21 protein-coding genes are annotated in these 21,520 nt (G+C 66.0%); 14 read left to right on the forward strand and 7 right to left on the reverse strand.

Annotation, left to right across the window (positions count from 1 at the left end):
- Positions 1-284: 284 nt before the first annotated feature.
- A complete protein-coding gene (locus A6E15_RS00780; protein ID WP_076142952.1) occupies positions 285-2,720 on the reverse strand; it encodes a methyl-accepting chemotaxis protein in 2,436 nt (811 codons plus the stop codon).
- A complete protein-coding gene (locus A6E15_RS00785; RefSeq protein ID WP_076142953.1) occupies positions 2,720-3,988 on the reverse strand; it encodes an ABC transporter substrate-binding protein in 1,269 nt (422 codons plus the stop codon). The genes A6E15_RS00780 and A6E15_RS00785 overlap by 1 nt, the downstream gene beginning before the upstream one ends.
- Before the next feature lie 284 nt (positions 3,989-4,272).
- Here A6E15_RS00785 and A6E15_RS00790 point away from each other — a divergent pair, with 284 nt between their 5' ends.
- Positions 4,273-5,157, forward strand: coding sequence for an IS1595 family transposase (locus A6E15_RS00790; RefSeq protein ID WP_076142954.1), 885 nt, complete (start codon positions 4,273-4,275; stop codon positions 5,155-5,157).
- An 86-nt stretch (positions 5,158-5,243) separates the two neighbouring features.
- Here A6E15_RS00790 and A6E15_RS00795 read toward each other — a convergent pair whose 3' ends face one another.
- Together A6E15_RS00795 and A6E15_RS00800 are read right to left on the reverse strand one after the other, a co-directional pair.
- Positions 5,244-6,200 carry an electron transfer flavoprotein subunit alpha/FixB family protein gene (locus tag A6E15_RS00795; protein ID WP_076142955.1) on the reverse strand — a complete coding sequence of 319 codons (957 nt, stop codon included), beginning with the start codon at positions 6,198-6,200 and terminating at the stop codon, positions 5,244-5,246.
- Positions 6,197-6,988, reverse strand: a complete 792-nt coding sequence (locus tag A6E15_RS00800; protein WP_076142956.1) for an electron transfer flavoprotein subunit beta/FixA family protein — start codon at positions 6,986-6,988, stop codon at positions 6,197-6,199. The genes A6E15_RS00795 and A6E15_RS00800 overlap by 4 nt, the downstream gene beginning before the upstream one ends.
- A gap of 201 nt (positions 6,989-7,189) precedes the next feature.
- Between A6E15_RS00800 and A6E15_RS00805 the strand changes: the two genes are divergently transcribed.
- The 7 genes from A6E15_RS00805 to A6E15_RS00835 all read left to right on the forward strand — a co-directional run bounded on the left by A6E15_RS00805 (position 7,190) and on the right by A6E15_RS00835 (position 12,738).
- Positions 7,190-7,678, forward strand: coding sequence for a TRAM domain-containing protein (locus tag A6E15_RS00805; RefSeq protein ID WP_076142957.1), 489 nt, complete (start codon positions 7,190-7,192; stop codon positions 7,676-7,678).
- Positions 7,679-7,802: 124 nt separating this feature from the next.
- Positions 7,803-8,795: an MBL fold metallo-hydrolase gene (locus tag A6E15_RS00810; protein ID WP_076142958.1), complete on the forward strand. Its 993-nt coding sequence runs from the start codon at positions 7,803-7,805 to the stop codon at positions 8,793-8,795.
- A 77-nt stretch (positions 8,796-8,872) separates the two neighbouring features.
- Positions 8,873-9,235, forward strand: coding sequence for a hypothetical protein (locus A6E15_RS00815; protein ID WP_076142959.1), 363 nt, complete (start codon positions 8,873-8,875; stop codon positions 9,233-9,235).
- 123 nt (positions 9,236-9,358) lie between these two features.
- Complete coding sequence (locus A6E15_RS00820; RefSeq protein WP_076148118.1) at positions 9,359-9,817, forward strand: Tfx family DNA-binding protein; 459 nt, start codon at positions 9,359-9,361, stop codon at positions 9,815-9,817.
- A gap of 59 nt (positions 9,818-9,876) precedes the next feature.
- Positions 9,877-10,662, forward strand: coding sequence for an SDR family oxidoreductase (locus A6E15_RS00825; protein WP_076142960.1), 786 nt, complete (start codon positions 9,877-9,879; stop codon positions 10,660-10,662).
- A 108-nt stretch (positions 10,663-10,770) separates the two neighbouring features.
- Positions 10,771-11,742 (forward strand): hypothetical protein, encoded by a 972-nt coding sequence (locus tag A6E15_RS00830; protein ID WP_076142961.1) that lies wholly within the window; start codon positions 10,771-10,773, stop codon positions 11,740-11,742.
- 93 nt (positions 11,743-11,835) lie between these two features.
- Entirely contained in the window at positions 11,836-12,738 is a 903-nt protein-coding gene (locus A6E15_RS00835; protein ID WP_076142962.1) for a transposase, read from the forward strand.
- 35 nt (positions 12,739-12,773) lie between these two features.
- Here the strand turns inward: A6E15_RS00835 and ubaA are convergent, their stop codons facing one another.
- Positions 12,774-13,610, reverse strand: coding sequence for an SAMP-activating enzyme E1 (gene ubaA, locus A6E15_RS00840; protein ID WP_076142963.1), 837 nt, complete (start codon positions 13,608-13,610; stop codon positions 12,774-12,776).
- Positions 13,611-13,787: 177 nt separating this feature from the next.
- Here ubaA and A6E15_RS00845 point away from each other — a divergent pair, with 177 nt between their 5' ends.
- The 4 genes from A6E15_RS00845 (at position 13,788) to A6E15_RS00855 (ending at position 17,367) form a co-directional block, all read left to right on the forward strand.
- Entirely contained in the window at positions 13,788-13,973 is a 186-nt protein-coding gene (locus tag A6E15_RS00845) for an HVO_0416 family zinc finger protein (protein ID WP_076142964.1), read from the forward strand.
- 129 nt (positions 13,974-14,102) lie between these two features.
- Complete coding sequence (locus A6E15_RS20695) at positions 14,103-14,261, forward strand: DUF7563 family protein (RefSeq protein ID WP_175607185.1); 159 nt, start codon at positions 14,103-14,105, stop codon at positions 14,259-14,261.
- A gap of 74 nt (positions 14,262-14,335) precedes the next feature.
- The gene (locus A6E15_RS00850) at positions 14,336-16,213 is read left to right on the forward strand and encodes a UvrD-helicase domain-containing protein (RefSeq protein WP_076142965.1); all 1,878 of its coding nucleotides are present in this window, start codon (positions 14,336-14,338) and stop codon (positions 16,211-16,213) included.
- Positions 16,210-17,367: a M24 family metallopeptidase gene (locus A6E15_RS00855; RefSeq protein WP_394329265.1), complete on the forward strand. Its 1,158-nt coding sequence runs from the start codon at positions 16,210-16,212 to the stop codon at positions 17,365-17,367. The genes A6E15_RS00850 and A6E15_RS00855 overlap by 4 nt, the downstream gene beginning before the upstream one ends.
- A gap of 40 nt (positions 17,368-17,407) precedes the next feature.
- On the opposite strand, the gene A6E15_RS00860 is transcribed toward A6E15_RS00855, so the two are convergent.
- Positions 17,408-17,662, reverse strand: coding sequence for a DUF7533 family protein (locus tag A6E15_RS00860; protein ID WP_076142966.1), 255 nt, complete (start codon positions 17,660-17,662; stop codon positions 17,408-17,410).
- Positions 17,663-17,836: 174 nt separating this feature from the next.
- Here A6E15_RS00860 and A6E15_RS00865 point away from each other — a divergent pair, with 174 nt between their 5' ends.
- Both A6E15_RS00865 and A6E15_RS00870 read left to right on the forward strand, forming a co-directional pair.
- On the forward strand, positions 17,837-19,723 hold the full coding sequence (locus tag A6E15_RS00865; RefSeq protein ID WP_076142967.1) for a PAS domain-containing sensor histidine kinase: 1,887 nt from the start codon (positions 17,837-17,839) through the stop codon (positions 19,721-19,723).
- A 23-nt stretch (positions 19,724-19,746) separates the two neighbouring features.
- On the forward strand, positions 19,747-20,352 hold the full coding sequence (locus tag A6E15_RS00870) for a riboflavin synthase (RefSeq protein WP_076142968.1): 606 nt from the start codon (positions 19,747-19,749) through the stop codon (positions 20,350-20,352).
- Positions 20,353-20,392: 40 nt separating this feature from the next.
- On the opposite strand, the gene A6E15_RS00875 is transcribed toward A6E15_RS00870, so the two are convergent.
- A complete protein-coding gene (locus tag A6E15_RS00875; protein ID WP_076142969.1) occupies positions 20,393-21,415 on the reverse strand; it encodes a PrsW family intramembrane metalloprotease in 1,023 nt (340 codons plus the stop codon).
- Positions 21,416-21,520 lie beyond the last annotated feature (105 nt).

Raw genomic sequence — 21,520 nt, forward strand, 5'->3', positions numbered from 1 at the left:
ATCCCAGTACCGACCGCCGTCCCCCTCGCCGATCCCACGACGACGGCTCGTCTCCTGTCGCTGCCTCCCCCACGTGCGACGAGTTTCGATAGTCTTCGCCTATCAGATATATGTATGACTGAATAATATAACTATACTTATGTTTACTAACATTTATAAGAGTCCAACACTTCGACGGCTCGAGCGCGTCCCGGTTTCGGCCGTGGGGATTTCAACTACGGTGTCTTATATCCGGAGTGATAGAAACGACCGTTCGTGGCGGAATCGGACGGCCGGCACCCCGTCTACTCGTCGTCGAGTCGGTCGAACGTGAACGAGCCGTTGAGTTCCTCGTGGTCGGTATCGTTCGCATCCGAATCAGGCCGGGTCGATGCACCGTCAGATTCACCGTCGCCGTCCGCGTCGTTCCCGCGACGTCGCTCGTCCTCGTTGCCGTCGACGATCGCTTTGTCGAACTCCAGAGCCGCCTCGCTATTGATGTCCGACTCGTCTCTCGGTTTCGTCTCGAAGTGATCGAGCGTCTCGCTCAGGCGAGTCGCCTGATCGGCGAGCGAACTCGCACTTTTCGACACTTCGGAGAGGGCGGACGTTTGCTCTTCCGCGGCTGCCGCGACGCGCTGGGATTCGGCTGCCGTTGATTCGGAGATCTCGGCAGCCGACGAGACCATTGCGACGACCTCCTGTGTCGAGGCCGCCTGTTCCTCGGTCGCCGCGGAAATCTCCTGTACGCCGTCGTTAGTTTTCTCGGCGTAATCGGCGATTTCGTCGAGCGCCTCGGCGGCGTTCTCCACGGAGCCGACGTGCTCCGCGATCCGATCTGCCGTCCGCTGGACCTCCGTCGCCGTCTCGGCCGTCTGTTCGTCGATCCGCTCGAGCCGTTGTTCGATGTCCTCTGCGGTCGATTTCGTGTCCGCGGCCAGCTCTTTGACCTGTTTCGCGACGGCACCGAACCCGGAGCCGTCCTCACCGCTGTCCCCTCGAGAGGCCTCGATGTTCGCGTTCAATGCGAGCATGTTCGTCTCTCGGGCGACCTCGGAGATGAATTCGACCAGTTCGTCGATCTGTGCCATCTCCGACTCGAGTTCTTTGATCGCGTCGACCGCTTCCGTCGATTCCGCCTCGATCTCGTGCATGCCGTCAATGGCTTCCTGCGCCGCTTCGCGACCGAGACGACCCGTCTCCGCCGTCCGTTCTGCGATGTCGGCGACGTTGTTCGAGGAAGCTGCGATCTCCTCGGTCGTCGTCGAGAGGCCGCTCATCTCCTGATTGACCGACTGTAAGTTCTGATTCTGTTGGTCCGCACCGTCAGAAATCGACTGGATCGATTCGGAGACCTGTTGAGACGCCGACCGGACCTCTTCGGAACTGGCCGTCACCTGTTCACTCGCGGTCGCGACCTCGTTCGCGAAGGACTTGACCTCGGCGGTCGTCTCCTCGAGTTCCTCGACCATCTCGTTGAACGCGAGCGCGATATCGGTCATCGCGTCGCTCTCGCTTTCGGGATCGAGCCGTCGCGTCAGATCACCGTCGGCGCACTCGTCCATAACTGCGCTGAACTCCTCGGCTTTGGTCTCGAGGTGGCGGTTTATCGACTCGGTTTCGGCACGGGCGGCTTCGGCTTCCTCGCGTGCGGACTCGGCGTTCGTAATCTGCTCTCGCAGCGAGGTGCGCATGTCGTCGAACCCGTCGTACAGCCGCCCGATCTCGTCGATCCGGTTCGTCTCGAGGTCGACGTCGAGGTTGCCCGCTTGCATCTCGGTCGTCCGGTCGCGGAGCCGAGCCAGCGGAACGACGGTCTGGCGTCCCAGCACGACGCCCACGAGCCCGAGTGTGATCAAACTCGCAAGCACCATTGCGATAACATTGTTCCCGACATCGCTCGCGACCCCGTAGGCCTGCTCTGTCGGGATACTGGTGACTGCTACCCACTGTGTGTTCCCGACGGGGACGTACGCCCGCACGGCGTCGTCGTCCTCTACACGCATTAGCCGGCCGCCGAGGGCAGCCTCCATTGCGTCCGTGTCGACCGAGTCGGCGTCGATCGCCGCCGACTCGGTTTGGAAGATCGCGGAGCCGTCACTATCGAGGATGATCGTGGAGGAAGATGCGTTCTCGTCCTGCAGTTGTCCGACCTGATACTCGAGCGTCCCGATGATGATGACCGCGCGATCGTCGCGTTCGGTCACCGGGCTGGCGAACGCCATCACCTGATCGCCGAGCGAGGGCGATTCGTAGGCAGCCGGCGAGTTCCAGACCGACTCGTCGAGGACGAACTCGTCGGTGAATTCGCCGTCTGCCCACGGCTCCTCGAGTGACGAGAACGACTCGCCGCGGTAGGCCGCGTTCGTACTCGTGACGATTTCGTTGTTTTCGGTGTCGACGTAGTGGATCGCCCGCACGTCGACGTCCATTCGAGCTTGTTCTTCGACGAGGTGTGCCTGTGCTTCCTGCGGGTTCCCCTCCTGTAGCACCTGCGATGCGGACGCCGTTCGCGTCTGAACGCGCATCGTTTCGACCCAGTTGCTAATCGCATCTGCCTGCATTTCGGAGGTCGATTCGAGCTGTTCGTTCGAGTCCGCTCGCACAGTCTGGTCGATCTGGGCGTAGCTGACGAACCCGACGGAACCGATCACCAGCACGACTACCAGGATCGAGATCACGAACTTGACGAGGTATCGGCGTCTGACGAACGCCGGCACGAGATTCGCGAGCGACGGCATTACGCACTCACCCGGTCTATTTCGCGGATCCCTCCGTCGGCATCCTGATCGAACTCCCAGTATTTGAAGACAGCGTCGACCACGTCCCCGTTCTCGTCGAATCCGACCGAACTCGAGGCTCCCTCGTACGCGATCGGCTCTCCTTCGGCCGCGAGTTCGAGGCCGTCGGCGAGGGTTTTCGGTGTGATGGTCTCGCCCTCGCCGGTGGTAACCGCCTGCATCGCGCTTCTGATCGCTGTACCGTCGTTTTGGCCCGCATAGGCGTTCGCGAGCAACAGGACGGCGGTCGCGTCGTACGAGTGAGACGTGAAGACGCTCGGTTCGACGTCGTACTCGCTCTCGTACAGTTCGGTAAACGTCTCGGTTCCGGGCCCGGCGACCAGCGGTGCGGTTCCGCGAATGCCGTCCAGCGAGTAGTCGACCTCGTCCTGAAGCTCGCTGTCCTGCAGTCCGTCGGTAACGAGGATATCCTCCTCGGCGTCCCTGCCCAGGTCGGTGAGTACCTGGCCTCCCGTCTGTGGATAGCCGATCACGACGAGTAACTCCGGATCGTCGACTCGAGCGCGTTCGATGGCGTCGGTGTAGGTGCTTTGACCCTCCTCGAGCGGAACCTGCGCCGAGACCGTTCCCCCGTGGCTGGTCTGAAACGAACTGCTGAACGCCTGACTCAGCTGCCAGCCGTAGTCGTTGTTCACGTAGAGGGTCGCTGCGCGATCGTGGTCGAGATCGTTCGCCGCCTGATCAGCGAGGACGACCGCCTGGAGTGAGTCCGAGAGCGCTGTACGGAAGACGAGGCCGGCGTCGTTGAGCGACGTGATCGTCGGAGAGGTCGCACCCGGCGAGCAACAGACGGTCCGATAGGGAATGAGAACCTGTTGGGTCGCCTGTAATGTCACGTCGGACGCGGCCGGTCCGTTGATCATCGGGTATCCCGCTGCGACGAGATCGGCGGCACCCTGCACGCCCGCTGCCGGTGACGTCTCTGTATCCATGACGTCGTACTCGATCTCGAGCGACACGCTGTCTTCGACCTGCCGGATCGGCAGCAACGCCGCGTCTCGAATCGGTCCACCCACAGAATCGAGATCGCCGCTCAGCGGCTGCATTACCCCGAGTTTGAGCGTCCTGTCCGTTCCCCCGATACTGCTCCCCTGCTCGACGTCACCCGAGCCAAGCCCCGGCACCGAACTGAGACAACCGGCCAGCCCGCTGAGACCAGCGGTACAGAGCCCGGACAGTAGTCTTCGACGGTTCGATCGAACTGGCATATGTCCGAATCCAACGCATACCATATAACTTTACTGTTAATAAATTAGAGTATACGCGGAAAACTGAATGAATTAATACTGGCAGGTATATTCGATAGAATTCCCATTAACCGATGTTCGTCGGGTTGTATCGTGAAAATCGCGGATCGATACGTCGGCTACTGGCGAGGTCGCAGCTCACAAAATACATACTACGCTCATCCGTAGGAGATTGTTGATACTGCTGGGCGGTCGCTGTGAAGTCAAAGAGGACAAGGGCACCGCTGACGCGGTGCCCGACACGAATGATTCCACTCGATGTGTTTGGGTCGGAATCGGTCGAAGCGGACCTGTTGCAGCAGGTTCGCTGGCGTGACGGTGTTACCTGTCCCCGCTGCCGTTCTGACCGAACGGTCAGAAACGGCAGCTACAGAGAGTTCCAACGGTATCTCTGTAAGGATTGCGACCGCACGTTCAACGACAAGACGGGCACGATTTTCGCTCACTCGAAGGTTGCACTCCGCCGGTGGCTGTTCTCGATCTACGCGTTTCTCCGGTTTAACACGAGCCTCCGACAACTCCAGTGCGAAATCGAGGTCACACACAAAACGATGCACCGGCGCATCGAGCGCTCTGGCGAAGCGCTCGATGCGCCCTCTCTCGATCTTGTCGGCCCAGTCGAAATCGATGAAGTGTACGTTTCTGCCGGGAAGAAAGGCCGCGAGCGCGACCAGGAGTCGCGCTCGCGTGGCCTGTCCACGCGTGGGCGCGGAACATATGATGGTGACAAGCCACCCGTGTTCATTCTCGCTGATCGCGGTACGGGACAGCGGTACGTGATTCCAGCGAAAGCCACGGATGAATCGACGATTCGACTCCTCTTGGCAGACTGCCAAGAGGAGTCGTTGACTGTCTATACTGACGGCTTTCGAGCGTACGAGCCACTCGAAGCGGACGACGCATTCACCCGTGAATACGTCGTCCACGGTGACGGTGAATACGCCGACGAAGAGGTCCACGTCAATACCCGCGAGAGCCACGCGTCGCTGACGCGACGGTGGCTCTCGCCGCATCGAGGAATCTCGAAAGATAAGCTGACACAGTATCTCAGAGCGTTCCAACTTCGCCGAGAACTATATCGAAAACCGGGACGAGACGCACTCAAACACGCTATTCGAGCAACACTCTGAAATCAACAATGAACTACGCAAGAGCGCACGCAAAAAATCCGGATCAAAAAAGCCCCCGAGCGTCCGTTCGCTCGCGGTACGACTGCTTACCCTTCGAACTCTTCGATGAGTTCGGGGACGACGTCGAAGAGGTCGTCGACGATCGCGTAGTCGGCGATGTCCATGATCGGGGCGTTGGGGTCCGTGTTGATCGCCACGATCGTGTCGGAGCCTTTCATGCCGGCGACGTGCTGGACCGCACCGGAGATCCCGATGGCGATGTAGACGTCGGGAGTGACGACCTTCCCGGACTGGCCGACCTGACGGTTCTTGGGCAGCCAGCCGTTGTCGACGATCGGACGGGACGAGGACAGCGTCGCGTCGAGCGTGTCGGCCAGGTCCCGGATGAGGTCGAGGTTCTCCTCTTCCTCGATCCCGCGGCCGATCGAGACCAGCAGTTCGGCCTCGCTGATGTCGACGTCGCCGCCGCCGACTTCCTCGAAGCCGCTGACGGTCGACCCGACGGCGTCCTCGTCGATGTCGGCCTCGAAGGCCTCGATCGCGGCGTCGCCGGTGCCCTCGGCGGCGGGCCACTCGGCACCGCGGATCGTGACGATCGCATCGCCCTCGAGTTCGTTGGTCGTCTCGACCTTGCCGCCGTACATCTCGCGGGTCGCGATCAGGGTCTCGCCGTCGGTCTCTAAGTCGACCGTGTCGGTGACGATCGGCAGGTCGAGTTCGTTGGCGACGGCGGGGGCGTAGTCGAGCCCGTTGACGCTGTTGGGCGTCACGACGAACTGCGGTGCGAGGTCGTCGTAGAGCTGCGTGATCGCCTGCGAGTAGACGTCGTGGTTGAACTCCTCACCGTGGGAAACGGTGTGGATGGCGTCGACGCCCTCGCGGTTGAGCTTCTCGGCGAACTCGTCGACGGTGCCGCTGATGACCGCCAGGTGGAGGTCGCCGCCGGTCTCGTCGGCGAGCTGGCGCCCGGCGGTGATGATCTCGTAGCTGACGTCGCGCAGTTCGCCGCGGCGGTGGTCCGCGACTGCGAGGACGTCCGTCATTGTGCCACCCCCTTGTCGCGGAGCAGGTCACCCAGCTCCGAGGCGGTCTCGTCGGCGCTTCCCTCCCAGGTTGTCACGTCGCTCTCGCTCTCGGGCTCGTACATGTCCGTCAGCTCGAGTTCGGTTTCGATCGTACTCTCGTCGACGCCGATGTCGGCGAGCGCCTTGACGTCCATCGGTTTCTGCTGGGCCTGTCGGATGCCACGGAGGCTGGCGTAGCGGGGCTCGTTGATCCCGGTCTGGATCGTCAGCACGGCGGGGAGTTCGATGTCGGTCAGCTCCTCGACGCCGCCCTCGAGTTCGCGCCGCACGGAGGCGATCCCGTCGTCGAGATCGTGCTCGAGGTGGTTGACGACGGCTCCCCACTGGAAGCCGATGTTCTCGGCGACTGAGACGCCGGTCGCGGCGAAGCTGTCGTCACCGGCCTGGACGCCCGAGAGGACGAGGTCGGGGTCTTCCTCCTCGATGACGGCACTGAGGATCTCGGTCTTGGCGTTGACGTCGAGCAGGTCGACGTCTTCCAGTGTGTCGTCCCAGACGCGGACGGCGCGGTCGGCGCCTTTCGCGAGTGCCTGACGGATAGTCTGTTCGCAGTCTTCCGGCCCGATCGTGACCGTCACGACCTCGTCGGCGATGCCGTCTTCCTGGAGCTGGACGGCTTCCTCGATCGCGTAGTCGTCCCATTCGTTCAAGTCGGCACCGAGGTACTGCTCGGCGATTTCGGTTCCATCGATTTCGAACTCGTCTTCGACGGTCGCCACCTCTTTGACCGTTACGAGAATTTTCATCGTTTGTCACTGCTACGTCCATACCGTAAACCTTTTCGAAACCGCACGTCACCCAGGCGTCGTTTCGTTACCATGTTTTCGCTGTCCGTCGGTGACTGTTAGTGGTGCTGCCTCGTCCCCCGCTCTTCACTTCCAACGTTTCGCCCCGCTGTCGATCCACGAGACGGAAACGGTTTAACGCCACCGCTGGTAGTGGCGTGCATGGCAGACTGTCCACTCGCCGACGACTGCCCCGAGTTCTCCGAGCGGATCTCGGGAATGGGGTGTCAACACTACGGTGACCGGGGTGGCAAGGAGTGGTGTAACCACTACAATCAGCCGATCGAGGACCTCAAGACCCAGCCGGTCAAGTCGGGCCAGGAAGTCGTCATCGACGTCGTCGACATGCACGAGAGCGGTGCCGGCGTCGGGCGGACCGAAGACGGTTTCATCGTCATGGTCGACGGCGTCCTGCCGGAGGCTCGCGCTCGCGTCGAGATCACCCGCGTCCACAGCAATCACGCCCGCGCGGAAGAACTCGAGTTACTGCCGATGGAACCCGACGACGAGGAAGAAGAGGCGAAAACGGACGCCGACGACGGCGCCGCGGACGTCGACGACGGCGCCGCGGACGCCGACGAGGGTGACGACGCTGACGATGGCCCCGAACGCGAGCGACTCGGGAGCCGCGACAACTTCTGGGGTTCGTAACGCCTCTCGAGTGGACAGTCGATCCGACGCGACGGTTTTGACGCGGCTTGGGCGGTATCTCGGCCGTCCCTTCTAATGTGCCGCTTCAGGTAACGTTTTCTCGACCCCCGTGAGATATGGCCCCATGGAACGCATCTCGTTATCGAACTCGGCGTTCGAAGGCGACAACAACGCGTACCTCTTCGCGGACGGCCCCGAAACGGCGCTCATCGACACCGGCGACTGGATGGCGACCACGCGCGAGCAACTCGAGGGGGCCCTGGCCGATCGCGGGCTCGCCTTTTCCGACGTCGATCGCATCTTCCTGACCCACTGGCACCACGACCACTGCGGGCTGGCCGGCGAGATTCAGGCCGAGAGCGGGGCCGAGGTGTACGTCCACGGGGCCGACGCGGCACTGGTCGGGGGCGACGAGGCGGCCTGGGACGCGATGTACGACCGCCAGCGGGGGTACTTCGAGGAGTGGGGGATGCCCGAGGAGCGACAGGAGGTCTTGCTCGAGCGGATGGCCGACGGCGGGACGACGGTCGAAACGCCGACCGTCACGGCATTCGAGGACGGGGATACCTTCTCGATCAACGGCACCGAACTCACGGTGGTCCACACCTCCGGCCACGCGGCCGGGCTCAGCATGTTCGAGGCCGACCTCGAGGGCGGCCGCGAGGTCTTCTCCGGCGACGCCTTGCTGCCGGTCTATACCCCGAACGTCGGCGGCGCGGACGTCCGCGTCGATCGGCCGCTCGAGCGCTATCTCCGGGCGCTGCAGGGAATCGTCGACGCGGACTACGACCGCGCGTGGCCGGGCCATCGCGATCCGATCGACGACCCCGCCGACCGCGCTCGACACATCATCGATCACCACGAGGAGCGCTCCTGGCGGGTCCTCGACGCCCTCGACCGAAAGGGACCCTGCGACGTCTGGACGGTCAGCGCCGACCTGTTCGGCGACCTCGAGGGCATTCACATCCTCCACGGCCCCGGCGAGTCCTACGCGCATCTCGAACACCTGGAGCGGGCGGGTACCGTCGTCCGCGAGGGTGGGGACTACCGGCTCGCCGACGGCGTGAGCGAGCGACTCGCAGCCACCGACGCGGAGCGGTGGGACCTCGAGTACTGAGTCGATCGGTCGGCTCGGTTTCCCCGTTCGACCGCCGTTGTAATACCGAGAAGTATTTACTCGGGACCGAGTTAGGAATGTGTATGATGTGGCAAGACCTCGTGTTCCTCGCCGGCAGCGTCCTCTCGATCGTCTTTCTCGCACCGACCGTTCGGGACGTGACGGCGAAGATTCCGCTCGGCTCGAGCGTTCCCTCGATGACGATCGGGGCGATCTACGCGGTGACCTACGCGACGATGGGGATGCGCTTCTCCGCGCTCGGCTCGCTGGGCGTCGCGACGATGTGGTCGCTGATCGTCTGCTATCGCTCGCCCGGTCCCCGCGACGGGCCCGCGAACGTCGTTCGGTTCGGCCGCTCGCTGGCCCGTCAGGCCCGCGGTGTCGTCACCGGGACGCCGACCGACGACGGCCGCGCCGCGTCCGGACAGTCGGCCGACTGATTCCTCGCTCGTTCTCCCCGGCGATCCGGAACCCGCGCTGGGACCGTGGAAGCTTTGATCCTACCGCCGATTAGTACTCGGTATGTCCACGCGAGCCTGCGGCTCCCGCGGGAGGGGATGGCCGTGATCGACGACGTCGAGGAACTCCTCGCGGAGATCGGCTTCGATCCCGAGACCAGCGTGTTGACCCACCGGCAGGCACAGGTACTCGCGTTGCGCGAGCGGGGTGTCTCGCAGGCCGACATCGCCGACGAACTCGGAACCTCGCGGGCGAACGTCTCTTCAGTCGAGTCCAGCGCCCGCGAGAACGTCGAGAAGGCCCGCGAGACGGTCGCGTTCGCGGAGGCGCTTCGCGCGCCGGTCCGGGTCCGCGTCGCCGCCGGAACGGATCTCTACGACGTGCCCCAGATGGTCTACGACGCCTGCGACGAGGCCGGGGTCAAGGTCGACCACACCGCGCCGGACCTGATGAAGATCGTCAGCGACGCCGCGGGCTCGGCCGTCTCCGGCCGTCAGGTGTCGACGCCGCTGATCGTCGGCGTCACGTCGGAGGGGATGGTCCGCGTGCGCCATCAGGAGTGACGGTGTCGTCCGCTGCCGGCTCCCCGACCCATTTGTAGGCCGCTCTCGTGTCGTCGGGTATGGACTTCGATCTCGACGGCAATTCGGCACTGGTGACCGCCTCCTCGAGCGGCCTCGGCTTCGCGAGCGCGCAGGCGCTCGCCGAGGAGGGCGCGAACGTGGCGATCTGTGGCCGCGACGCCGAGCGGCTCGACGCGGCCCGCGAGCAACTCGAAGAGGCGGGAACGGGTGACGTACTCGCAGTTCAGACCGACCTCACGGACCCCGACGACGTCTCCCGGCTCGTGAGCGAAACGGTCGACGCCTTCGGCGGGCTCGACCACCTCGTCACCTCCTCGGGCGGTCCGCCGAGTACGACCTTCCGCGAGACCGACGAACAGGACTGGTACCGGGCCTACGACCTGCTGGTGATGAGCGTCGTCTGGACGCTCGAGGAGGCCTACGAGCCCCTCCTCGAGTCCGACTACGGATCGATCACCTGCATCACCTCCCGGACCGTCCGGGAGGTCGCGGACGGCCTCTTGCTGTCGAACTCGGTCCGTCGGGGCGTGATCGGCCTCGTCAAGACGGTGTCGCGGGAGTTCGCGCCCGACATCCGGGCCAACGCCGTCCTCCCGGGGACGATCGAGACGCCCCGGATCGAGGAACTCATCGAGGCCGGCGTCGATCGCGGCACCTACGACGACTACGAGCAAGGACTGGCGGCGATGGCCGACGACATCCCGGCGGATCGCATCGGCGACCCGCGGGAACTCGGCGACGTCGTCGCCTTCCTCTCGAGCCCGCGGGCGAGTTTCGTCAACGGGGCCGAGATCCCGATCGACGGCGGATTATTGCGGAGTTGAGGCCGACTCGCGCGGCCGGATCGACCGATCGCCGTGCCCGGGACCCGACAGCCGGCTCCCGATTTTCCGAATCGTAACCCTCTCGGGCCCCCTCGGGAGAGTGGGAGTGTGTACGGTCCGATTCGACTCGCCGGCTACCTCGCGCTGCTGGTGACGCCGGCCGCGTTGCTCCTCGGTGCCGTCCGTGCGCCGCCCGAACTCCACGTCGGCGCGGTCTGGGTGCCGCTCGGCGTCGGGCTCGCCGGGACCGTCGTCGCCGCGACGGAGCGACGGCGACTCGCGAACCTCGACGGGAGCGGGCTCGCTCGAGCGGACGCCGTCGACGCGCTCGCGGTCGCCGTCGCAGCGCTCGTCACGTACGGTTTGAGCGTTCACGCCGGCCTCGGTCCGGTCGTGGCCGCTGCCGCCGTCGGCCTGCTCGTCGGGGTCGGACTCCCCCGGATCGATGGCCCGGCCTACTGCGGGACGTTCGTCGGAATGGCCTCGCCGGCCGTCTTTCCGTCGCTCGAGTCGGTCGCGGTCGCCGGTGTGATCGCCGGCCTCGCGTTCGTCGCGACGACCGGCTCGTTCGACGGCTTCGGCGGCAAGTACGGGACCATCGCCCTCTTCGGCTGCATCGCGACGGTCGCCGTGTTCGACGTCGACTACGCCGCCGCCAGCGCGCTCGAACCGCGACTCGCCCCGCCGGTGGTCGCCGTCGCCGTCGTCGCGGCGGTCGCGACCGTCGCGCTCCGGACCCGCGGCGAGGTCAGTTCCGTCGTCGCCTCCGCCGCGGTCGGGCTCGTCGCCGGCGTCGCCGTCCCCCCACTCTTCCCGTCGCTCGGATCGACGCTGGCCGCGGTCGCCTTCTGTGCCTCGTTCGTCGGGATGTCGGGCGACGAGCGGCTGGGGACCACGGGCCAGGTCGCGGCCGCCGGCTGCCTCTGTGGCCTCGTCTACCTCGCCGTCGCGCCGTCTCTCTCCGGGGCGGGCGGCAAACTCGGGACGACCGCATTCGCCTCCTGTCTCGCCGTCGCCGGCGCCGTGCGACTGCCCGCCGTCGTCCGCTCGAGGCTCGGACGCACCGCCTCGAGCGGGTAACGGCGACGCCGGTCCGCACCCCTGCGACCGGGTCTCGATCGGACGCGAAAAGTACTTCCAAGGGCCGCCACTCCTGACAGATAGTTAACTGCAATGCCTCCGCTTCGCAACACCCTCGCGGACCTGACCGACGAACGGTTCCGAACGGCGGTCCTCCTCGGTCTCGCCTCGATCCCGTTCACCGTCGTCCTCTCGTGGGAGTCCGCGCCGACGTCGTTTTCGGGCGAAGCCGTCGTCGTCGCCGGCTTGTTCGCTGGCCTCCACTACACCGATCGTGCGGCCGGAAACGGCGACGTCGGTCTGCTCGAGGCGGTTCGATACGGCAAACGACCGGCCGTGAGCCGTCGGGCCGGTGTAGTCGCCGGCGTCGTCGGCTCCGCGCCGGCGATCGGCTGGGAAATCGCTTCCACGGCCGAACTCGTGTGGACGCTTTCGGGCTGGCAGAAGGCGGTCGCCGTCGTCGCGCTCCCGATCGTCGTCCCGTTTCTCGTCGCGCTCTTCGGGCTCGGCGGCGGCGTCGGCGCGGCCGTCGGCGACTGGCTGGGCGGTCGGATCGACCGGAATCGAGACGGAGCCAGTTCGCGGGCGGTTCCGGACGCGGCGGCCGACGACTCCCGCTGGTGGTGGCTGATCGCCGCGTACGTCGTCGTCGCGCCGGCGGTGTTGCTGTACGTGTTCGGCGTGCGTCCGGACAGTGATGCCGGGCTCTTGGTCGCGATTTTGTCGTTGCTCGCACTGGTTCCGTTCGCCGCTCTCGTCGTCGGTGCGCTGTTCAAGGACGCGGCCTCCCACGGTGGGGCGGGCCGAGGCTGGATGCTCAACTACTGGACGTACCTCGGTGCGTCGCTCGGGACCTACGCGGTCGCGTACCTGGCGGCACGGGTCGTCCGGTCGACGAATCCGTCGGGGGTCGGTGCCTACGCCTTCCTGATCGCGCTCTGGATCTCGTCGGTCGTCTATCTCGATCACCGGCGTCGGTACGGAAGCGCCTCGTAATCGGTGCCGTTTCGGGTCGATCGTCCCGCCGTCGGTCAGTCGGCCGAGATCTCGCAGGTCCCCTCGTAGGCCACGTCCGAGACCGACTCGATCTCGGGGTCGTCGCCACAGACGGGACAGGCCGGGTTCGGCTGGACGGGGACCTCCTCGAAGCTCATATCCATCGCGTCGTACATCAGGAGCCGGCCCTCGAGCAGTTCGCCCTTCCCGAGCAGGTACTTGACGACCTCGGTGGCCTGGATGCAGCCGACGGTCCCTGGCAGGACGCCGAGGACGCCGGTCGTCGCGCAGTCGGGGACGGTGCCGGGTTCGGGCGCTTCGGGGAAGAGACACCGGTAGCACGGCCGCGGCTCGTCGCCGCCGCGTTCGTTCGTGAAGGACGTTATCTGGCCCTCGAAGCGGTAGATCGCGCCGTGGAACAGCGGCGTCTCGGTGAGGACGCAGTGGTCGTTGAGCAGGTAGCGGGTGGCGAAGTTGTCGCTGGCGTCTAACACGACGTCGTAGTCGGCGACGAGGTCCTCGACGGTGTCGGCCGTGACGCGGGTCTCGTGGGTCTCGACCTCGATGTCGGGGTTCAGTGCCGCGACGTAGTCGGCCGCGCTGTCGACCTTCGGTCGCCCCACGTCGTCGTCGCCGTGGACGATCTGGCGCTGCAGGTTCGAGCGCTCGACGACGTCGTCGTCGACGATTCCGAGCCGGCCGATGCCGGCCGCGGCGAGGTACTGGATCGCCGGCGACCCCAGCCCGCCGGCACCGACGACCAGCACCGACCCCTCGAGCAGCCGCCCCTGTCCCTCGGGGCCGATCTCGTCCATGATGACGTGTCTCGAGTAGCGATCGAGTTGGGTCGCGTTCAGACGCAGGTCGCTCATACGTCGTCGTAGGCTCGAGAGCGAGAAAAGTTCGCGGGTCGACTCGAGGCGGGGCGGCGGCCGGTCGAGTCGGTCGCGGCCGGTTCCGTGGTCGCGGGGCCGACGCGTGGGGTCGCGAAGGAGGCAGGATTGTCATCGACCACACGATTTAATACTGTGGCATATCTTCACACACATATGGCAACCTCACCCAATGACGCCGGTGACGACGTCATCGACCAATTCCTGTCCGACCGCGGTCATTCGGTCGAACGAGTAGGGTGGGAGCAGGAGTATAACAAGAAGCAGTGTCCCGACTGCGGCGGCCTTCACGAGACGTCCGCCAACTCCTGTAGCGTCTGTGGGTGGGAGCCAGCGCCGTAGGTTCGGGCGCTGACTCGAGTCCGTTGCGAGCCGTACCGCCGACAGGTTCGCGATCCGTGCATCGTTTTTATCACGCCCTATCCGACACAATTATAATGGGTCACAGCTGATAGCGTATTGAAGAGAACTATGCCGGAATGCCAGAACTGCGGTGCGTTCGTCACGGAGACGTACGCCCGGGTGTTCACGCCCCGTGGCGTCGAGGATCCCCGCGTCTGTCCGGACTGCCAGGACAAGATACGCGACGGTGCCGACGTTCGAGACGCCCGTTCCCCCCGCGATCCCTGATCGTCGCGTCGTCGTCGGTTTCTGCCGCCGAAAACCCACGTCACTTATGGGTGTCGCGCTCCTGTACAGCTACAATGACTACGACGGACACGACGGTTACCCGCCTGTTCGGTGGTCCGGGAAGCGGCAAGACGACCGCCTTGCTGGACCACGTCGAGGAGATCCTCGAGCAGGACGGAGTCACTTTTCGGGATATTCTCGTCGTCTCGTATACGCGAGCGGCGGCTCAGGAGGTTCGCGAGCGGTTGGCCGAGCGACTCGACGAGAGTCCGCGTGCGCTGCAGGGCAACGTCTGTACGATGCACGCGAAGGCCTACGAACTACTGGATCTCTCCCGTAGCGACGTCATCGGCGAGTCCGACAAGGAGGAGTTCTGCGAGGAGTACGGCATCGAGTACGAGGACGAGTACTCCGGTGCGGGGCGACGCACCGCCCGTTCGACGACGATCGGCAACAAGGTCATCGCGACGAGCCAGTGGCTCCAGCGGACCGGCCGCGACGTCTCGGACTGGTACGATGTCCCCTTCCAGTGGGACGACGAGGAGGTCCGACTCCCGCCCGAAATCGACCCGAACGCTCAGGAAGGAAACAAGTATACCCCGACCTGGCCCAGCGACGACGATCGAATCGACGTTCCCGAAGCGATCCGCGGCTGGCGCTCCTACAAGGGCGAGGAGGGCAAGATCGGTTTCGCGGACATGCTAGAGCGTGTCAAGCAGCGCTCCCTGCTCCCCAACGTCGACTACCTGGTCATCGACGAGTTCCAGGACATCACCACCCTCCAGTACGACGTCTACGAGGAGTGGAAACCCCACATGAAGCAGGTGCTGATCGCCGGCGATGACGACCAGGTCGTCTACTCCTGGCAGGGTGCCGACCCCGCACTCCTGCTCGAGGAAGACGTCGACGAAGATGTCATTCTTCCGAACTCCTATCGACTCCCCTCGAACGTTCTCAACGTGGTCAACAGGGAGATCCGCCACATCGAGACCCGACAGGACAAGGACCTCAAGCCCCGCAAGGAGGGCGGCGCGGTCGAGGCCCGCACCAACGCCTCGATGCTCGATGTCGTACGGAACATCCGCCGAACCCTCGTCGAGGGCGACGGCACCATCATGGTGCTTTTCCGGGCTCGCTACCAGATGTTCCAGTTCATCGACGAGTTCATCACCGAAGGGGTGCCCTTCACCTCGCTGACCGACCAGCGGATGTGGACCGATCGGCTCACCCAGTACGTTCGGGCGGTCGAGGCTATCGACGCCGGCGAGGACGTCACCGGCTTGCAGGCCCGCCGACTCGCCGACATGCTACAGGAGTCGGCCTTCGGCACTAACGAGCGCGACGCCCTCTTCGACGAGATCGACGAGCGTCAGGAGGAAGCCGGCGTCGACGACCTCGAGGACCTCACCATACCCGCCGACGTCGTCGAGGACCACGCGCCGTTCATGCCCGGTCCCGGCTCGGCGGCGGACATGCTCCGGAAGGTCACCAACTTCCAGAAGAAAAGCGTCCGCTCGTACTTCGCCATCGGCGAGTACCAGGGGATGGACACCGACCGCGTCCGCGTCGGCACGATCCACTCCGCGAAGGGTCGCGAGGCCGACCACGTCTTCGTCGGCACCGACCTCACCGAGAAGGTCGTCGAGCAGATGGTCGCCACCGTCGACGACCCCACCGACGTCCCCGGCTGCGAGGAGTTCACCAAGACGACCTCGCCCGTGCCCGTGCTGACCGACAACGAGCGCCGCGTCTTCTACGTCGGGATGTCCCGGGCCCGCGAGCGGCTCGTCCTCCTCGAGAACCTCGTCGACGGCGCGCCGACGCTGCCGGTCGACGTCCTCCTCGAGAACGAGCTGACCGACATGACCCTCGAGGAACTCATCGAGCAGGCCCAACAGCCCGATCCCGACCGCGAGACCGACGGCCTCGAGGCCGAAGCCGAAGCGCCGTGACCGGTGGGACCGCTAACGGCGCGAGCGCCGGCGGCGATCCCGAGGACGGCATCCCGTTCGGCGACGAGCGCCGGCAACGTGCGGCCGACGTCGTCTCGGCTGCGCTGACCGACCGCTGCGCCGCCGCGTTCGTCCACGCCGGCTCCGACCGCGATCCGGGGCTTCGGTACTGCGTTCCGACGCCACCCTCGGGACCGACGGCCGTGGCCTACGACGGCACCGCCGACGAGTGGCTCGTCCGCTCGAGCGCCGACGGGATCGGCGGCCACCCCGCGGACCGGCTGGCGTCGGCGCTGGCCGACCGCGGGCTCGAGGGGACCGTTCTGACGCCGCCGCGACTCCCCCACGACGCCGCGATCTACCTCGAGCGGGCGGGGTTCGACCTCGCCTCGACGGAGGCCCTCGAGCGGGCGCGAGCGACGAAAACGGCCGGCGAGCGCGAGCGCATCGCGTCGGCACAGCAGGCGGCTGCGACCGGGATTCGACGGGCGGCGTCGCTGTTGGCCGAGTCGGCGGTGGACGACGGCCGGCTCGCACTGGCTGAGGGCGACGGAACCGAATCCGTACCGCTGACGGCCGCCCACTTGCGGACCGCCATCGACGAGGCGATCGTCGGCGCGGGAGGGTTTCCGGCCGGCAACACCGCGGTCGATCCCGACTCGAGTCGCAATCCCGACGAACCGCTCCGGCCCGGTGAGCCGATCGTTCTCGCGACCGCGCCCCGCGATCGGACGGGCTACTACGGCGGGCTCGTCCGGACGCTAGTCGTCGACAGCGACGGCGGCCGGGAGCGGCGGGTCCACGTCGCCGTCACGCAGTCGTTTCGCTCGGCGCGGTCGATGCTGACCGCCGGCCCGGAGTCGGTGACCGCCGTCGAAGCCGACCTCGAGGCCGAAGTTCGGTCGTTCGGCTTCGACACCGATCGGACGGTCGCGACCGAGGTCGCCGGCGTGGGACTCGAGCCCCGCGAGCGCCCCTTCGCGGGCGGCGACGAGGTCGGTCCCGGCGCCGTGGTCCGACTCGACGTGGCCGGCGCGGTCGACTCGGACAGTCGGATCCGGATCGCCGACGTGCTGGTCGTCTCCGACGAGGGCGAGCGGCCCGAGTGGCTCGTCGCGCCGTCCCAGTCGCTGTCGCCCGCGTCGTCACTGTAGGTCGAACGAGAGCAGTGGCTCACGTCGACGCTCGCCCGGCCTACGGCTCGTCGTCGCTCTCCGAGTCGGACTCTTTCGCGACTGTCCCCACGACCCGCTCGGCCAGTAGCTCGGGGACGTCGGTCGGCGTCGTCAGCCAGTGTTGGACGACCACGAGGCCGACGGCGAGTCCGAGCAGCGCGACGCCGAACCCCGTCTGGCCGCGAAGTACCAGCAACTCGAGTCCGGCGAGGGCCGCGGGCAAGGCGAGAACGAGCGTTCCCGCGAATTTGATCGTCTCGATGATGCCAGCCATCGATGCGAGATAGCGCGGCGACTGTCAAAAGCACGGCGACGAGGCGACGCCGCCGGTGCCGTGGTCGCTCCCCTCGAACGGTTTCGTTTGCCCGGTACATCACTGGTTATTTACTAAAAGATTGAAACCTGTCGGGGATCGAGGTGTCCGTATCGACTCCGAGCCCGAGCTACCATGGATCAGGACCTGCGACAACGATACGAAGCGATCTGCGAAGCCTCGCCCGACGCGATTGTCGTCGTCGACCACGACGGATGGATCACCTACGCGAACGACCGCGTTACCGATCTATTCGGCTACGATCCGTCCGAACTCGTCGGCGAACCGATCGAGATCCTCGTTCCCGAGGCCGCTCGAGACGACCACGTCGCCGATCGCGACGCCTACCTCGCCGATCCCGAGACCCGTCCGATGGGTGCCGGACTGGACCTCTCGGGCCGGCGGAAGGACGGCTCGGAGATCCCGGTCGACATCAGTCTGAGCCCGATCGAGAGCGGCGGCCGACGCGAGGTCATGGCCGCCGTTCGGGACGTTCGCGACCGGGAAGCGCTCCGCGCGAAGTACCAGACGATCCTCGAGGCGGTCCCCGACCCGGTCGTCGTCGCGGACGCGGTCACGGGCGAGATCGTCGAGGTGAACGAACGGGCCGGGGACCTGCTCGGGTACGATCCTCACGAACTCGTCGGGCGTAGCCAGACCGACCTTCACCCGCCGGACGAGCGCGAGCGGTACCGGGCGCTCTTCGAGGAGTACGTCGCCAGCACACGTTCCGATCGGTCGATCTTACACGCGTTTCCGGATGGCTCCGATGTTCACGTCGAGACCAGCGCCGGCGAGCGGATCCCGGTCGAGATCAACGCCCACGTCTTCGACCTGTACGACCGCCGCTTGATCGCGGGCGTCTTCCGCGACATGACCGACCGGAAGGAGTACCAGCGCCAGCTCCGAGCGCTCCATTCGGCGACCCGACAGCTGCTCGCCGCCGACGACCGCGAGGAGATCGCCACCCTCGTCGCCGACGCTGCGCGGACGATTCTCGGCTACGAGTACAACGTCGTCCGGCTCGCCGACGACGACCGATTGCGGCCGGCCGCCGTGACCGACGGGGCCGAAACGGAACTGGGCGATCGCCCGACGTACCCGATCGACGGAGCGACTCCGGTCAGTCGCGCCTACGACAGCGGCGACTCGCTTCGGTTCGACGACGTTCGATCCCTCGAGGACGGGTACGATCGCGGCGACGCACGGTCCGCGATGTACCACCCGATGGGCGACCACGGCGTGGTCAGCGTCGTCGATCCCGCGGTGGGGACGTTCGATCCGTCCGACGAGGAACTCGCGTCGGTGCTGTCGGTCAACGCCGAGATCGCGCTCAATCGGCTGGCCTACGAACGGGACCTCGAGCGCCAGAACGAGCGGTTGGACGAGTTCGCGAGCATCGTGGCCCACGACCTCCGGAACCCGCTCAACGTCGCACAGGGTCTGCTCGAGGACGATCTGGCCGAGAGCGAGACAGCCAATGGCGACGAGATCGAAGCCGTCCTCGATCGGATGGAAGGGATCGTCGACGACGTGTTGACGATGGTCCGGGGCGGGTACGAGGTCGACGACGTGGAGCCGCTCGAGTTCGACGCGATCGTCACCGACTGCTGGGACTGCGTGGCGACCGCCGACGCGGCGCTTCGGATCGACTCGAACGGGCTCTTCTACGCCGACTCGAGTCGGGTCCGCAACCTGTTCGAGAACCTCTTTCGCAACGCGGTAGAACACGGTGGCCCGGACGTCACCGTCACGGTCGCGCTCTCGGAGACGGGATTCGCCGTGGCTGACGACGGGCCGGGTATCCCGCCGGCCGACCGCGACTGCGTCCTCGAGCCGGGGTGGACGACCGACGAGAACGGGACGGGGCTGGGGCTGAACATCGTCCGCGAGATCGCACGGGCTCACGACTGGGGGATCGCCGTGACCGAGAGCGCGGCCGGCGGGGCGCGGTTCGAGTTCACCGGGGTCCGGACCGTTCCCTACGACGACGCCTTCGAGGCGGACCCGGAACGGCTTTGACGCGTCGCCCGTCAGTTGCGGCTATGTTCACGGGGATCGTCGAGGAGACCGGCGAGATCGTCGCGCGAGAACGCACCGACGACGGCCTCCGGCTCCGGATCGGCGCCGACGAGGTCGCGACGGGGCTCGAACACGGCCAGAGCATCAGCATCAGCGGCGCGTGTCTCACCGTCGAGGAGTTCCGCGACGGCGAGTGGTTCGAGGTCTTCCTCGCGACCGAGACGGTCGCACGGACCTATCTGGGGGACCTCGAGACCGGTGAGACGGTCAACCTCGAGCGGGCGATGCCGGCCGACGGCCGGTTCGACGGCCACGTCGTGCAGGGCCACGTCGACGCGGTCGCAACCGTCACCGACATCGAGTCCGTCGACGAGGACTGGTTCTTCGAGTTCGACCTCCCCGAGAGCTACGAGCGCTACGTCGTCGAGAAGGGGTCGATCACGCTCGACGGCATCAGCCTGACCGTCGCGGACGTAGACGAGGAACGCGGACGGGTCACCGTCGCGATCATCCCGACGACCTACGACCTGACGACGCTCGCCGAGAAGGAGCCGGGCGATCCCGTCCACCTCGAGGTCGACGTTCTCTCGAAGTACGTCGAGCGCCTGCTGGAAGCGCGGTTCGACTGAGCGGCGCTTCGGGGCTGTTTTCCGCGCTATCCCGGCTCGATCACCGCTGGGGCGGCTCGAACTCGGTCAGTTCCGGCCGCGAGTCGCCGACGCCGTCGTTCGTGAGGGCCCGGTAGGTCCGGCGGTAGCGCGCGAGCTTCCGGTAGAGGTAGTAGCCGATCGCGAGGTCGTAGAAAACGACGTAGCCGACGAAGGCAACCCCGTCGCCGATCGGGAGCGCGCCGGCCACCTGCCCGGGGACGATCCCGACGGTCACGTTGTACGTGCCGTGGACGAACGCGGCGATGAGCAGTCCCTTGAGGACGATCGGACCGGCGTACTCGCGGTTGAACTTCGCCAGTCCGAGGTAGTAGCCCGCGATCGCCGAGTAGATGACGTGGCCGGGGCCGGCCAGTGCCCGGACGGTCGCGATTCCGCCCGCAGTCGCGAGGAGGCCGGCCTCGGGATCGGCCTCGCCGACGACGCGTCCGATGTAGATCGCGTTCTCGATGGCGGCGAAGCCCAGTCCCGCCACGGCCCCGTAGACCGCGCCGTCGATGACGGCGTCGAAACTGCTGCTCCGGTAGGCGAACACCTGCACGGCGAGCAGTTTGACCGTCTCTTCGATCGGGCCGACGATCAGGTAGAAAAAGAGCAGGGTTCCGACGGCGCTGACACCGAACAGCGGTCGCATGACGGAGTTGACGACCGCGGCGAACGTCGCGAACAGGATCGACAGCAGAAATGTCGCGACGAGCAATCGCAACGGTTCGCTCGTCGTGATATCGGCGTACCAGATATAGGCCGCGAGCAGTCCCGCGGGGACGATCGAGAGCGCGAAAAAGCCCGCCAGAAACGGGTCCTCGAGGACGAGCGCGGCCGGCGAGACGAGCAGGGAGAGCGTGATCGCGACCGCGATCAGCAACACGATCGCTCGAAATCCGTAGCTGACCGCGTTGTAGAGCGTGTACGCGAGCAGGTCCGCGACCGACCGCGGTTCCCACGTCGAGACGTCGTAGAGGTCCGTCGACTCGTCGTCGGTTCGCTCGTCGGCCCGTTCGACCGGGTCTCGCCTGCGCTCCATGGCCGTCCGTACGGGTGCCGGCCCGGTATAGGTTCGGCAACCGGCGACTCGACGGCCGGTGTCGCTGCGCGAGGAACGCTCGACCGAGCGCATCGGCCGGCGAGG

Source organism: Natrinema saccharevitans, from assembly GCF_001953745.1.
Lineage (GTDB): Archaea > Halobacteriota > Halobacteria > Halobacteriales > Natrialbaceae > Natrinema > Natrinema saccharevitans.